Origin of the sequence: Campylobacter geochelonis (assembly GCF_013201685.1) — a bacterium.
GTDB lineage: Bacteria > Campylobacterota > Campylobacteria > Campylobacterales > Campylobacteraceae > Campylobacter_B > Campylobacter_B geochelonis.
In genome coordinates, this window is the sequence record NZ_CP053844.1 from 1,480,685 (window position 1) to 1,494,654 (window position 13,970).

Consider the following 13,970-nt stretch of genomic DNA (forward strand, 5'->3'; position numbering starts at 1 on the left):
ACTAGTCTAAATTTATGCCAAAACGCGTTTTTAAAACATCTTTAAAACCGGAGCAAACTTAGCTTTGCTCCAAATTTACTTTCTTAAAACTCTTAAAAAGCCCAAAACAACGATAAAAAGTAGCATTATGCCAATGTATAAAAAAGCATTTTGAATGCCGACTTTAGCAACAACTGGAAAAGTCATAAAAGGCGATATAAACTGTCCTAAAAATATAGCACTCACTAGTAAAGATGAGGCTTTTACTCGCTGGTGAATGTTGGTGTAAGAGAGCATCCACGCACTCATATTTGTCATCGCAAGTCCTCCGCCAAAACCTATGATAAATGAAGTTAGAAAGAAAAAATGTATATTTTTCACGATTCCAACGCCAACTAAACCAAGCGAGTTTATCAAAACGGCTAGTAAAAAGATTTGCGCGAAGCCAAATTTTGCCTTAAATGGGCTAAAAAATATCGCTCCGATGGTGCTTCCGACAAACGATGTTGCTATTATCGCGCCCGTTAGTTTGCCACTTGCACCATAAATATCCATTATCAAAAACGGCATTTGCGTTGGCAAGATAAAAAATATCACCATATATAAAAATCCCAAACCAAAGATAAAATATAGTGGTTTTGTTAGTTTTGAACTCTCATGAATTTCTACTTTTTTGACATCAAAAATATGCAAAATCACAGCAGGGATAAAGAGCAAACCAGCCAAATAAACACCAAAAGGTAGCCGCCAAAAAATATCAGTCAAAACTCCACCACCTATAACAAAAACAGCCCCACCAGCCGCCATAAACGAGTTTTGCAAACTCATAAATTTATACCTTGCCTCGCCCTCAAAATAGTCCCCAACAAGTGAAGTCGTTACTATCATAATCACAGCAATCCCAATACCAAGCAAAAACCTAGATAAAAGCAAGGCCTCAATTTGCGCTAAATACAGCCCCGCACTACCAAAAAGCGTAAAAAGCACAAAGCCAACAAGTGCTGAGTTTCTCTTGCCAAATTTAGCGATATAAATGCCTAAAAATGGTGAAAGTAAGGCAATCGAAAGTGCTGGAAGTGTTATCATAAGTCGCGAGTAAAGTTCGATAAATGGTGAGTTAAAATACTGTTTTAAGTGCGGCATAGCCGTAGTTACAGCAAGGTTTGAAAGCATTGCAGCCGAACCAATAAAAAGCAAAGTTAGTTTTGTAAAAAGTGTAACGCGATTCATAATTATCCTAAATTTAGTCAAAAAGTAAGCTTGTATTCTAGCATAATATAAATTTAGATTTTATATTTAAATAATTGATTAAATTTATTTAAGTATATCGCTTGTTAATCAAATAAATTTAAAATAAATATAGCGCATAAATATGATAAAATATATTTTTTAAGGAGCAAAATGAACAACTATAAAACTACGATTTTACACCATTTTATGAGTATAACAACTGCTTTTTTGTTTTCTTTGTTTATAAGTGAAATGTTTGATTATATACCTAAATTTAGTTTTTTATTTTCATATATTAGTCCAAATTTATCATACTTGATGTTTGAGAGTAAATTTTATATGTTTTTGTTTATTCTTATACCTTTTGCGATGTTTTGCGAACAGTTTTTCCGCGTTAAATGGGCTGTTTTGGCATTTTTTCTCTATGTTTATTTCTCTTGCTATTTTGTTTTTGGGTTGCTTGATTTTTGGATTATGTTGCTTCTTTTTAGCTCAAATTTTATGCTTTATATCTTTGCTTTTTCGCGAAATTTTGTAACTCAAGATGACGCGCTTAATCATATAGCGCTAAATTGCGTGAACGCCGCGATTTATCTTTTGCTGTTTTTTATCATTTATATTATTTTGCTCTCTAGTTGCGAGTACCTTTTTAGTGTAAATATCACTTTTTTATATAAACTAAGTTGGATTTTAATACCTATATTTTTACTATATTTTTTGAAAAATGTTCGTGAAAACAGAGCTAAATTTATCCTAGCAAAGATTGGATTTATTGGATTTTATGGATTTATTTGCTTATATATGCTATTTTTATATATTTATATTTTACTCTATGCTTTCGGCGATGAAAAAAGCGGCGTGATAAATTTAATGATGTGGTTTGTACTGTTTGCAACTGCTTTTTTTATAACAAACCACACCGCTGCATATAAAAAATGGCTTCAAGCCGCCTTTTTACCGATAATCTTGTTTTGTTTTTACGCGATAATCGTGAGAGTAAACGAGTATGGCTGGAGCGTGAACCGTGTGTATGTTTTTGCGTGTTGTTCTAGTTTGTTTGTTACAAATTTATATGCGCTGGGTGCTAAATTTAGACTCTCGCGCGTTTTTTTGTTTAGTGCTTTTATCATATACATACTTACTATTTCGCCATTTAGCGCAAAAAATATCGCTATAAAGTCTCAAACCAATGTGTTTTTAGCCAATTATAAAACCAACATCAAAAAGGCAAATGAAGCTTATGATTATCTTAAAAAATTAAATGCAAAACTATCAGAAAAAATCGAGCAAGAGCATAAAATACTACAAAACGCCTTAAAAAAACAAGAACCAATCGAGTATCAAAAGTATGTAAAATACGCCAACGTCGCTGGTTGTAAGCTGTTTATCAAAGATATAAGGCTAGATGAGTATAAAAGTGAGGTAAAGGCTGATAAACTAGATATTATAACGGATAATTTTAGCATTATTATCGCTGATTCAAACTCGACTAAAACGATAAAAAAAGAGCAAATCGCAACTAAATTTCTAGAAAAAAGCAGCGAAAAAAGTGTAAATTTTAAAATAGATGGTGTTAAATTTTTTATAAACTACATCACTTTTGATGAACATAGCACATTAAAAAGTGCGCATTTTGATCTGTGTTTGTAGTATGAATAAAAATTTGTTTTATAAAGAGCGAATTTTGCTTGACTTTGAAATTTAAAAGATGTGTACGTGCTGGCGAAATTTAAAAGATAATATTTTATTTTTCATTTGTCTTTAAATTTAGCTTAGAAATTTAGTAAAAAATCAAAATTTTATAGCCAAAATGTGCAAATTTAAAACATAAATAAATTTAAAAATTTAGTAAAAAATCACTTTACCGCAACCAAATTCGCTCTAAATTTATAAATTATTTCTTAAATCTCTCATTAAACCACATAAAACAATACGCCATACTAGCAGCTTTTACATAATTTTCATCATAAACAAATTTCATCGCATCTTTAACAAGTAGGTAAAATGGTTCGATTTGTTCGTTATCTATACCGCCACCTTTCCATTTTTTCATACTTTCGTTGATTTTAGCGTAAAATATCGTCTGTTTCCCACCAGCAAATCCAAAAGAGCTATAAAACGAGCCGATTTTTACGACATTTTCTACCTTATAACCAACCTCTTCATAAATTTCTTCTATAATTGTCTCTTCTTCGCTAATGCCCTTATCTAAGATTCCAGCGCAAAGTTCATATGTAAAACCGCGCTCTAAAACGTCCTCTTTTTGCCTGCACCAAACCGCAGGTCGAAACTGCTTAACAAGCAAAAAAGCCTCTTTTTCTTCATGATATAAAAGCACACTCACACTATCGTGAACTTTCACACAGTCCCAATGCATAGCCTTTCCATCTCTTTCAAACTCCATTCTAAATGGTTTTATGAAATTTGACTCTGGCATTTTAGTTATTTTTACATTTTTTATAGTAGTATCCACGTCGCAAGTCCTAAAAAGCTAAAAAATCCTATGATATCAGTAAGCGCAGTTAGTAAAACAGATGAGCCAACTGCTGGGTCGATGTTGAGTTTTTTAAGAGTTAAAGGTATAACTGTACCCAAAAATCCAGCAAACATAATACTTATAAACATCGCACACGCTATAACAACACCAAGCATAGCTATATCAAACCAGATATAAGCAACAATGCCAAGTAAACAGGCAAACACAAGTCCATTTACAAGAACGATTCCTATCTCTTTTTTCAAAACGCCTTTTTTATCGTTAAACTCAATCTCACCAAGCGCTAAGCGGCGAACCGTAACAGTAAGTGCTTGTGTTCCGGCATTTCCACTCATACCACTAACTATAGGCATCAAAATAGCAAGCGCAACGATAGTTTCAATCGTCTTGTCAAAAAAACCGATTATAAAAGAGGCGATAAGAGCGGTAAAAAGGTTTAAAAGCAGCCAAATAGCGCGCGCTTTTCCAGCTTTAAAAAGTGTATCTTCTTCCTCTGCCTCATCATCAACTCCAGCTAGGTTATAAATCTGCTCAGTCGCTCTTTCTTGTATGATATCGTGTATATCATCAGTAGTAATCCTACCAACTAAAACTCCCCTACTATCGACAACCGGCAAAACAGATAGATCAAATTTCTCAAATTTAGTAACAACATCATCTATATGTTCGCTATCTTGCGCAAATTTAGGTCTAAACTCATCTTCTTTAGCGCTTCTTACAACTTCATCAATCGTTAAACTAAAATTATAGATAATCAAATCCGCAAGCGGTATCGAATACTTCAAAACGCCCTTTTTATCAACAGCAAAAAGCTGATAAACGCTCTCTAACTCGCCAGTATGCCTTAAGCTTCTTAGTCTATCAACCGCTTCTTTTACAGTTTCATCTAAATTTGCTTTAAAAAGCTCGATTTGCATATACGCGCCAGCTTCATCCTCATCGTAGTTTGAAAGCTTTAAAATATCCTCTTTATCATCATCATCAAGCTCATCAAAAATTTCTCTAGCTTTTACTTCATCAATATCATCGATGTATTCTAAAAGCTCAACTTGATCATCGCTTTCTAGCTCTTCCATAGCTTCAACAAGCTTTTCTTTTGGAACATTTTCAAGCACATCTTTTAACATATGCTCTGGCATCTCGATAGCTGCGTCTGCTAAGCTTTCAGCGTCAAGTTTTTCTAAGTATGAGGTGTATTCATCTTCATCATGTTTTTTTAGCGTTTTTAAGTGTTCGGTGATATCAACACCACTTAACTCATCTTCTGAAGTTTCGTTTATATGGGAGTCAAGCAGCTCTTTAGCTTCTAAAAAATCCTCATGAAGCTCTTTTTTTTGGATATCGTTTTCATCATTTGTTTTGCTATTTGACTCATTTTTTGGCATAAATTTTCCTTATTCTAAAGCTCTATAAAGTTATCAAACTGCACAAATTTAGCAGGATTATTATGCCCACCAATTGCTTTTTGAAGCTTTTGGTTTTGCTCTTTTACAAATTTTTGAAAAAGCACTTTTTCTTTAGTTTCTATATTCTCTTTTGCAGTGTATACAACCTTTTGAAAATCCATCGCCTTGTTGTTTTTATAAAGTCCTAGATGAAGGTGCGGGCCACTTGCTAACCCAGTATTTCCTACATATGCAACTATTTCGCCTTGCTTAATTCTTGCTCCATTTTTTATACCTTTAGCAAATTTACTAAGATGAGCATAAAGGCTTTTATATCCGCCAACGTGCTGAATTTCTAAAGTATTTCCATAGCCACCTTTTTTGCCTACAAAACTTACTCTTCCATCACCAACAGCTTTTATCGGAGTGCCTTTTTTAGCACCATAATCAGTGCCTAAATGTGCACGATAAATTTTTAAAACCGGATGAAATCTCTTTGGAGTAAATTTAGATGTTACTCTAGCTCCAGGAATTGGTAGTTTAAAAAGAAATTTTTCATTCATTTTTCCGCGCTCATCATAATACTTTGAATCAAAGTAGTAAAGATAGTTGCTCTTTCCATTTTCTTCTATCATACCAGATATTATCTGAGGCTGTCCAAAAGGCTGTCCGAGTCTATCACGTTGAGTGTAATAAAGTGCGATTTGATCGCCTTTTCTAAGGTTTTTAAAATTCACAGATTTGTTAAACATAAGCATAAAAGCATTTGCTAAAAAGCCATTTCCTGTTGCTGCGTTTATATCGATATATGGCGAATTTTCTATTGTTACGCCTAGTGTATAGGTGCTTTCGTTGTATGCAATCGGGGTAAAATCAATCTTATATTTATTTTTTGCATCTTTAAAAATTTGAATTTGAAGCTCATCGCTTATGGGTATTAAAATTTGATCTATCTTTCCATCTTCATCTTTTAAAACCTCACAACTCGCCTCAGCTGCTATCTCAGTGGTTAGTTCTTGATCTTCTGGACTTAAATCATAATATAACGATGATGGTATTTCATTATCGCTTAAGAATTTTAAAAAGCTTACTCCAGCTGGCCATTTAAACTGCTCCATAGTAAAGCCAGAACCAAAAACCGAACAACAAAACAAAAACAAAAAAAGAATTTTTCTAGCCATTAAAACACCTAAAGTTGATTAATCAATCGATAATTTTACACTAATACAGTTTATGTATGGTAAATTTGGCTAAAATTTATCCACGTTTAGTTAATTAACCATTTTTTTAGTATAATTAGCACAATTCATATTTTAAGGAGAGAATTTGAGATATTTCTTAGCTATTTTAGCACTTTTTACATCGATTTTAAGCGCTTCTTCGTTTAACCTACCAACATACGAAACACCGATTTTAAAGGTTGAAAATGGTTTTGCACAGATACTAGATAATAAAGATATAATAGTAGGCAGCAGCGGAGTAGTAACGCATACTTTTAGCAACGGCGAAAGCTCGATTATAGCGCGAGCAGTTGTAGTTGAAAAAGAGTTGGGTTTAGCAAAAATTAGATTTGAGGTATACTCAGCCTTAGAGCAACCCGCACTTCCACTTCCTGGAATCCTACCAAAAAGTGGCGATAAAGTAACGCTAAATTTTCTTTACTCAAGAGCTGTTATTGTCGCTCCAAATCAAGAAGTTTACGAGCAAATTGTCAAATTTTTCCCAAATATAACCTTTGTTAATCCAGATTTAGCTGGCGCATATCTAGCTTTTAACCATAAGCCAAATCCATCAAGAGATGATTTTAGAAATATCTGCGCGCAAAACGGCGCTGGACTTATCTTTATAGCGATGGATGGTCAAGGAGTTTTTGCAGATTGTGGAAGTTTTGAAATTTTAAAAAGCTTTAAAAGCGGAAGCGTTAGCCACTATCAAGTGCCGTTTTATAGCCAAATTAGAGGCATTGAACCTGCATTTTGGAAACTAGATAGCTCTTATATAAGCAATTATAACAAACATTATAAATTCCTACTTGATATCAAGGATGAGAAATGAACCAAACTCATATAGATTTTTTCACAAATTTACTAGGCAAAGATAATGCGTATTTTGATAAAGCTCACAAGATAGCTTACTGTTATGACGCTACAAAAAAGCGTTATGAGCCAGATGGCGTGCTTTTTCCACGCGATGAAAACGATGTAAGTAAAATTTTAAAATACTGCAACGAAAATGGCGTGATAGTCATACCTCGTGGTGCAGGAAGTGGCTTTACTGGTGGTGCTTTAGCTGCAAACGGTGGCGTGGTTTTAGCTTTTGAAAAACATATGAATAAAATTCTTGAAATCGATCTTCAAAACTTAGTCGCAGTAGTCCAACCAGGATGTATAAATATGGACTTGCAAAATGCAGTTGAAAAGCTAGGACTTTTTTATCCACCAGATCCAGCTAGTCAAAACTATAGCACAATAGGCGGAAACGTTAGCGAAAATGCCGGTGGTATGCGAGCAGCAAAATACGGCATAACAAAAGATTATGTCATGGCACTTCGTGCTGTGCTTGCTAATGGCGATATTATAAAAGCAGGAAAACGAACGATTAAAGATGTCGCAGGATATAACATAGCTGGAATTTTAATCGCTAGCGAGGGAACTCTTGGCGTTATAACAGAAATCACTCTAAAACTTATCGCAAAACCAAAATTTAAAAAAACCGCAATGGGCGTGTTTAAAAGCGTTGATGATGCGATGAATGCAGTTTATAAGACGATGTCGGCTGGTGTTACGCCTGTTGCGATGGAGTTTTTGGATAATTTAAGCATTAAAGCCGTTGAAGAGAAATATCACAAAGGCTTGCCAGTTGATGCTGGAGCGATTTTAATCGCAGATGTGGATGGAAATTTAGAGCTTTCATTAGAGCAAGATTTAGAAATCATACAAAAAGTTTTTAAAGAAAATGGTGCGCTAGACTTTGTTATCGCAAAAGATGAGGAAGAGAGTGCAAATTTATGGTTTGCTAGAAGAAACTGTTCGCAAGCAATCACTTGCTATGGAAGCTTGAAGCTAAATGAAGATATAACAGTTCCACGCTCAAAACTACCAAAACTTTTAGATAAAATCAAAGAAATTTCAGCTAAATTTGGCGTAACAACACCATGTTTTGGGCATACCGGAGATGGCAACGTTCATACAAATGTTATGGTTGATAAAGAAAACGAAGATGAAGTAAAACGCGGATATGAGGCGATTGAAGAGATTTTTAAAGCCACTGTTGAGCTTGGCGGAACGCTTAGTGGAGAGCATGGAATCGGACTTTCAAAAGCTCCATATATGCACCTTGCATTTAGCGATGAAGAGATGGCGCTGTTTGCAAATATCAAAAAAGCTTTTGATCCAAACAACATCTTAAATCCGTTTAAAATGGGATTAAAATAGAGTTGAAATTTAGCGTAAAAACTGGCTTAAATTTAGCTTTCTTGCTATATTTAGCGGCTTTGTTAAGACTTGCTGTGTTTAGAGATAGTTTTAGCACTTCAAATCTTTTTGAAGTTGGGAGCTATAATTTAAGCCTTTTTAGCGATTTGATTGAAATTTACAAAAACGATAAATTTATCTTTATACTTTTATTTTTAGGAAATTTAGGCTGGTTTGTGCCATTTGGCGCGTTTTTAAAATACCACGGCGTATCTTTTCTAAAATGCCTATTTTATGGTTTTTGCTTTTCGCTTTTGGTTGAGACTTCACAATTTGTCTTTAAGTGCGGAGTTTTTGAACTTGATGATCTGGTTTTAAACTGCGTTGGTGTCTTGCTTGGAGCGCGGTTTGTCATGTGGCTTAAAGCACATAAATTTAAAAAAATACAAAAAGAGTTAATATGAAATTTAATCCCAAATTTAAAGCCTTTATAAAAAACACCTTTGAAATTTACGACAAAGAGCTTATGCACTATGCAGCAAGCCTTAGCTTTCACACGATGCTATCGCTAATCCCTGTGCTTTTACTCTCTTTATCTATATTTACGCAACTTCCAAGTTTTGATGAATACTACGCTAAGATAAAAGAATTTATCTTCTCAAACCTACTTCCAACTCATCAAGATATGCTATCAGGCTATATCGAGCAGTTTATGTCAAACAGCGTTAGCCTTGGGATTTTAGGTTTTGGAGCGATAATTGTAACAACTATGCTTTTTTTTGGAGATTACGAATACGTTATAAATAAAATCCTAAAAACCAAAGCTCGTGGCTTTTGGCAAGGTATTAGCACGTATTGGACACTTATCACGCTTGCTCCATTGGGGCTTGGATTTTCGTTTTTTTTGACTACTAAATTTCAAAATTTACTCAACCAAACAGAATACACAAGCTGGATAAATATCATATCAGTTTTGCCGTATTTTATCATCTGGGCGATATTTGCAGTAACTTATACCATCTCAATCAATGGCGAAATTTCTACAAAAAACATTCTTATAAGCTCATTTATAGCAAGTTTTGCGTGGGATTTTTCTAAATTTGCCTTTGTGCAATACGCCTTTTATAACAAAACTTACACGAGCATTTATGGCTCTTTTAGCGTGCTTTTGTTTTTCTTTTTGTGGATTTATATAAGTTGGATTATATTTTTATATGGCTTTAAAATTTATGGCGTTTTAAATCAAAAAAATCGGCAAAACTCCCAAACAAGCAACCAAAATAGCTAAACTTTTATATCTAATAGCAACAAGAGATAGTAAATTTAGCGCATAAAAAATACTTGCTGGCACAGCTACTTGATAAGTTTTAATATGCAAATTTAAAAACTCTAAAAGCGGCGCATCCATAAGCCCGCCTTGCCCTATCAGGTGCAAAAATGCGCTAACTGGATAAAAAATCACAAAAATATATCCTATAGGTATAACTGCAATCTGACTAAAAGCAAGAGTTGGAAAAAAGTAGTAAACTGGCAAATTCATCGCAAAATATACATATAAATTCAAAAAAGCTATGTTTGTAAAAAGTCCGAATTTATCCTTAAAATGGTGCAGATAAAGATATATGTAAAAAACTCCCAAAGACGAAAAGTAAAATCCTATGGAAAATAAAAGGTGCGGATAGACACAAACTGTTAGCAAAATCGTTAAAAACAGAGTTTGGAAAGATATGATTTTTAAATTTCGCACGATAAAAACAAATCCGATAACCGCCATTACCAAAGAACGCAAAAAACTAGGAGTAAAATCAAGCAAAAAAAGATAACCCACCATCAGCAAAAAAGCAAAAACTGAAATATCGAATTTAGCGCTTCTATAAGGGAAAAATCTGCTTTGAAAAATACGATAAATCGGCGTAAAAACAAGGAAAATTCCACTAAAAATTATGCCTAAATGAAAACCGCTAATTGCTATAATATGCGCTATGCCCCACTTTGTAACATCGTTTCTTAGCTCTTTTGAAATCGGCGTTGCGAGGTAAAGCGCGGCGTAGAGCTCTTTAATTTTTGGCTCTTTATGTTGGTTTGTTATGAGTTTTATAAGTTTATCTTTAAAATTTGGCTCTTTTTTAACAACTTTTATCTTGTATGAAGGCATATAAAAGCTCTTTTTTACATACTCCAAAAACTCGATTTTATCAGTTATAACGCCTAAATTTAGCATCTCTCCAACCTCAAATTTGCTCTCTTTTTTACTTGTAGTATAAAAGTCAAAATCACTTGCTTTTAGCTTCATAACCCTGTAAGTTTTGCCCTTGACATTTGTCTTTAGATATGAGCTTTGCACTTTTGCTTCGATGCGAGTAAATTTATGCTCTTTAAATTTAGAAAACTGGCTGTATTCATAAGCTAAATTTAGCCCAAATATGGCAAAAACAACGGCTAAAAATATATAAATTTCTCTAAGTGATTCAAAAACGCTATATTTTTTCATTTAATTATTATATCTTTTTATCTCTTTAATAATCAATATAATTAAAAATTTACTAGCAAAATAATCTTGTAATCTTTTATAAAATTATATGAATTTATAATTTAGCTATAAGATATAACATATTTACACATTTGCAATAAAAATAAAAATAACTTTTCGTAACACTTTGTGCGTTTTTTTCTCTATTTAATTTAAATTTATTAGTTTGATAACGATATCTTGATATAATTATCAAATTTACCAAAAATATCGCTTAAAACTGGCTAAATTTAATGAAAGTTAGAAATTTCAAAATAGATATAAAAATTTTCTTAAATTTATAAATTAATTTGATATAATAACAAAAAACAAAGGGGTCATATGTCTGAAGTAAATAACAACATGTTTATAAACAGAGAGCTATCTTGGCTTAGGTTTAACAGTCGCGTTTTGGCTCAGTGCGAAAAAGATATCCCGCTAATCGAAAAGCTTAAATTTATGGCGATTTACTCTACAAATTTAGATGAGTTTTATATGATTCGCGTAGCAGGACTAAAGCAGCTTTTCATCGCTGGAATCACAGCTAGTGGAAGCGATGAGATGACGCCACTTGACCAACTTAGAGAGATAAGAGACTATTTAAGCAAGGAGCAAGTAAGACTTGAAGAGTATTATCAAAACGTTGTTTGCGAACTTGCGCGTGAGAATTTTTTTATCAAAAATTACAACGATTTAGATATCGATCTTAGAGATGTAGCAGATGACTTTTTCTTCTCGAACATCATGCCAATCATCGTGCCAATCGCAGTCGATGCAACTCATCCATTTCCTCATCTAAACAACCTTAGTTTTGGGCTTGCAGTGAAGCTATGCGATCAAAACAACACCGAAAGCATTAAATTTGGCATGATTAGAATCTCGCGTGTTTTGCCTAGATTCGTTCCAGTTAGTGAAAATGTATACGTGCCTATAGAAACCATTGTAAATAGGCATGTTGAAGAGATCTTCCCTGGATATAGTTTGATAAGCTCAGCGCCATTTAGAGTAACGAGAAATGCCGATATCATCATCGAAGAAGAAGAAGCTGATGACTTTATGATGATACTTGAACAAGGCTTAAAACTTCGCAGAAAAGGGGCTTTTGTCCGTTTACAAATAGCAAAAGATGCCGATATCGACATAGTTGATTTTTTAAACACTCATATGAAAATTTTCTATAAAGATATCTATGAGTATAACATCCCAATCGCTCTTGATGGGCTTTGGGGGGTAGTTGGAAATAAAAACTTCTGCCACCTTGCCCTGCCACCTTACACACCAAAAACACTGCCTCCATTCGATGAAAACACATCTGTTTTTGAATCGATTGACAAAGAAGATGTTTTGATTTTCCATCCTTATGAGAGCTTTGATCCAGTAACTAAGCTAGTAAAAGAGGCTTCAAAAGATCCAAAAGTAGTATCGATTAGAATGACACTTTATAGGGTTGAGAAAAACTCGCCCATCATTCAAGCTTTAATTGACGCTGCAAATGATGGCAAACAAGTTACAGTGATGGTCGAGTTAAAAGCGCGTTTTGATGAAGAAAACAACCTTCACTGGGCAAAAGCGCTTGAAAATGCTGGAGCGCATGTTATATATGGAATCGCAGGCTTTAAAGTACATGCTAAAATCACGCAAATAATCCGTAAAAATGGCGATAAACTTAAGTTTTACATACATCTTGGCACAGGAAATTACAACGGAAGTAGCGCTAAAATTTACACAGATATTAGCTTTTTCACAACCGATGAAAGCTTTGTTAAAGATACTACGACATTTTTTCATATCTTATCAGGATATAACAAAAATCGCCGTTTAAACACACTTTCGATGTCTCCGATGCAAATCAAAGAGCGGTTAATCGAGATGATAAAAGTCGAAGAAAGCAAAGCAAGCGAGGGTCATATTATAGCTAAAATGAACGCCCTTGTAGACTCTGATATGATAAAAGCACTTTGCAAAGCTAGCAAAGCTGGCGTAAAAGTCGAGCTTATCGTGCGCGGAATTTGTTGCTTGCGACCTGGAATCGAAGGCATTAGCGATAACATTAGAGTTATCTCCATAGTCGGCAAATACCTAGAACACGCACGAATTTTTTACTTCAAGCACTCGCTTCCTGGACTTTATATCTCAAGCGCTGACTGGATGCCACGAAATTTAGAGCGTCGTTTAGAGCTTATGACTCCGATTTACAGTGAGCCTTTAAAAGAGAAGTTAAAAGATATTTTAAGAGTTCAGCTTAGTGATACTTCACTTGCTTATGAGTTGCAAAATGATGGCAGATATATAAAAGTAATGCCAAAAGATGGCGAAAATCCTATAAACAACCAGCTTGTTTTTGAAAACTACTTTGATAAATTATATAAAAGTGTTAAAAAGCACCACGCCCACGATGCTAAAGAGCTTTTAGCAACTAAGCTTTTAATAGAGAGCTAAAAAAGGCTAGTTAAACTAGCCTTAATCTGCTTGAATTTTGATTTTATTTTGTTTTGCTTCTGTGATTTTTGAGTATTGCTTGCCTTTATAATAGCCAATATTTTTATATCCAACTAAGACTTTTTGCTCTTTTGTTTCATTTACATAGTAACAACCACTATCTTTTTTTATAGAGCCTTCTACTTTGTTTCCTGCATATCCGCCAAGCACACTTCCAGCTATCGTAGCCATCGTTTTTCCAGTTCCGCCACCTATTTTATTTCCAAGTACTCCACCGCCAACAGCTCCAACAACAGTTCCGATGATGTTATCTGTAGCGCTGTTATCATCGCATTTTTTTACTTGTTCGACTACTTTTTTTATCTCATAGATAGGCCTACTCTCATCAACATCGATTATAACAGTGCTTTTAGCTAGCAAAAAACTGCTTACACATACTAATAACAAAGCTACTTTTTTCATAACATACTCCTTAAAATTTATCTAATCTATCTATTTTTTGTTTTAATTTTTCATTA

11 protein-coding genes and 1 pseudogene are annotated in these 13,970 nt (G+C 33.9%); 6 read left to right on the forward strand and 6 right to left on the reverse strand.

Features of this window, described 5'->3' with window-relative positions; all coding sequences use genetic code 11:
• Positions 1-75: 75 nt before the first annotated feature.
• Positions 76-1,209, reverse strand: a complete 1,134-nt coding sequence (locus tag CGEO_RS06715; protein ID WP_172658122.1) for an MFS transporter — start codon at positions 1,207-1,209, stop codon at positions 76-78.
• Positions 1,210-1,380: 171 nt separating this feature from the next.
• Here CGEO_RS06715 and CGEO_RS06720 point away from each other — a divergent pair, with 171 nt between their 5' ends.
• On the forward strand, positions 1,381-2,859 hold the full coding sequence (locus tag CGEO_RS06720; protein ID WP_075540435.1) for a DUF4153 domain-containing protein: 1,479 nt from the start codon (positions 1,381-1,383) through the stop codon (positions 2,857-2,859).
• Positions 2,860-3,103: 244 nt separating this feature from the next.
• Here CGEO_RS06720 and CGEO_RS06725 read toward each other — a convergent pair whose 3' ends face one another.
• Genes CGEO_RS06725 through CGEO_RS06735 form a run of 3 tightly spaced genes read right to left on the reverse strand, consistent with a single transcriptional unit; the run spans position 3,104 to position 6,272 of the window.
• Positions 3,104-3,682, reverse strand: a complete 579-nt coding sequence (locus CGEO_RS06725) for an NUDIX domain-containing protein (RefSeq protein ID WP_075494875.1) — start codon at positions 3,680-3,682, stop codon at positions 3,104-3,106.
• Positions 3,667-5,091, reverse strand: coding sequence for a magnesium transporter (gene mgtE / locus CGEO_RS06730; protein WP_075494877.1), 1,425 nt, complete (start codon positions 5,089-5,091; stop codon positions 3,667-3,669). Before mgtE ends, CGEO_RS06725 begins: the two co-directional genes overlap by 16 nt.
• A gap of 14 nt (positions 5,092-5,105) precedes the next feature.
• A complete protein-coding gene (locus tag CGEO_RS06735) occupies positions 5,106-6,272 on the reverse strand; it encodes a peptidoglycan DD-metalloendopeptidase family protein (protein ID WP_075494879.1) in 1,167 nt (388 codons plus the stop codon).
• Positions 6,273-6,417: 145 nt separating this feature from the next.
• Here CGEO_RS06735 and CGEO_RS06740 point away from each other — a divergent pair, with 145 nt between their 5' ends.
• The 4 genes from CGEO_RS06740 to CGEO_RS06755 are packed head-to-tail and all read left to right on the forward strand — an operon-like array spanning position 6,418 to position 9,792.
• Positions 6,418-7,146 carry a plasminogen-binding N-terminal domain-containing protein gene (locus tag CGEO_RS06740; RefSeq protein ID WP_075531791.1) on the forward strand — a complete coding sequence of 243 codons (729 nt, stop codon included), beginning with the start codon at positions 6,418-6,420 and terminating at the stop codon, positions 7,144-7,146.
• Complete coding sequence (glcD, locus tag CGEO_RS06745; RefSeq protein WP_075494883.1) at positions 7,143-8,525, forward strand: glycolate oxidase subunit GlcD; 1,383 nt, start codon at positions 7,143-7,145, stop codon at positions 8,523-8,525. Before CGEO_RS06740 ends, glcD begins: the two co-directional genes overlap by 4 nt.
• Positions 8,526-8,527: 2 nt before the next feature.
• Entirely contained in the window at positions 8,528-8,968 is a 441-nt protein-coding gene (locus tag CGEO_RS06750; protein ID WP_075540434.1) for a VanZ family protein, read from the forward strand.
• Complete coding sequence (locus tag CGEO_RS06755) at positions 8,965-9,792, forward strand: YihY/virulence factor BrkB family protein (protein WP_075540433.1); 828 nt, start codon at positions 8,965-8,967, stop codon at positions 9,790-9,792. The genes CGEO_RS06750 and CGEO_RS06755 overlap by 4 nt, the downstream gene beginning before the upstream one ends.
• Here CGEO_RS06755 and CGEO_RS06760 read toward each other — a convergent pair.
• Entirely contained in the window at positions 9,742-10,995 is a 1,254-nt protein-coding gene (locus CGEO_RS06760; RefSeq protein WP_075540432.1) for a ComEC/Rec2 family competence protein, read from the reverse strand. The genes CGEO_RS06755 and CGEO_RS06760 overlap by 51 nt on opposite strands.
• A gap of 357 nt (positions 10,996-11,352) precedes the next feature.
• Between CGEO_RS06760 and CGEO_RS06765 the strand changes: the two are divergent.
• Positions 11,353-13,452 (forward strand): annotated as a pseudogene (locus CGEO_RS06765) (RNA degradosome polyphosphate kinase); the annotation flags it as partial.
• A gap of 21 nt (positions 13,453-13,473) precedes the next feature.
• Here CGEO_RS06765 and CGEO_RS06770 read toward each other — a convergent pair.
• Positions 13,474-13,914, reverse strand: a complete 441-nt coding sequence (locus CGEO_RS06770; protein ID WP_075540431.1) for a glycine zipper 2TM domain-containing protein — start codon at positions 13,912-13,914, stop codon at positions 13,474-13,476.
• Positions 13,915-13,970 lie beyond the last annotated feature (56 nt).

Excerpts from the sequence above, each read along its gene's own strand:
- CGEO_RS06715 (WP_172658122.1), bottom strand. The coding sequence starts at position 1,209 with ATGAATCGCGTTACACTTTTTACAAAACTAACTTTGCTTTTTATTGGT.
- CGEO_RS06720 (WP_075540435.1), top strand. The coding sequence starts at position 1,381 with ATGAACAACTATAAAACTACGATTTTACACCATTTTATGAGTATAACA.
- mgtE (WP_075494877.1), bottom strand. The coding sequence starts at position 5,091 with ATGCCAAAAAATGAGTCAAATAGCAAAACAAATGATGAAAACGATATC.
- CGEO_RS06735 (WP_075494879.1), bottom strand. The coding sequence starts at position 6,272 with ATGGCTAGAAAAATTCTTTTTTTGTTTTTGTTTTGTTGTTCGGTTTTT.
- glcD (WP_075494883.1), top strand. The coding sequence starts at position 7,143 with ATGAACCAAACTCATATAGATTTTTTCACAAATTTACTAGGCAAAGAT.
- CGEO_RS06755 (WP_075540433.1), top strand. The coding sequence starts at position 8,965 with ATGAAATTTAATCCCAAATTTAAAGCCTTTATAAAAAACACCTTTGAA.
- CGEO_RS06760 (WP_075540432.1), bottom strand. The coding sequence starts at position 10,995 with ATGAAAAAATATAGCGTTTTTGAATCACTTAGAGAAATTTATATATTT.
- CGEO_RS06770 (WP_075540431.1), bottom strand. The coding sequence starts at position 13,914 with ATGAAAAAAGTAGCTTTGTTATTAGTATGTGTAAGCAGTTTTTTGCTA.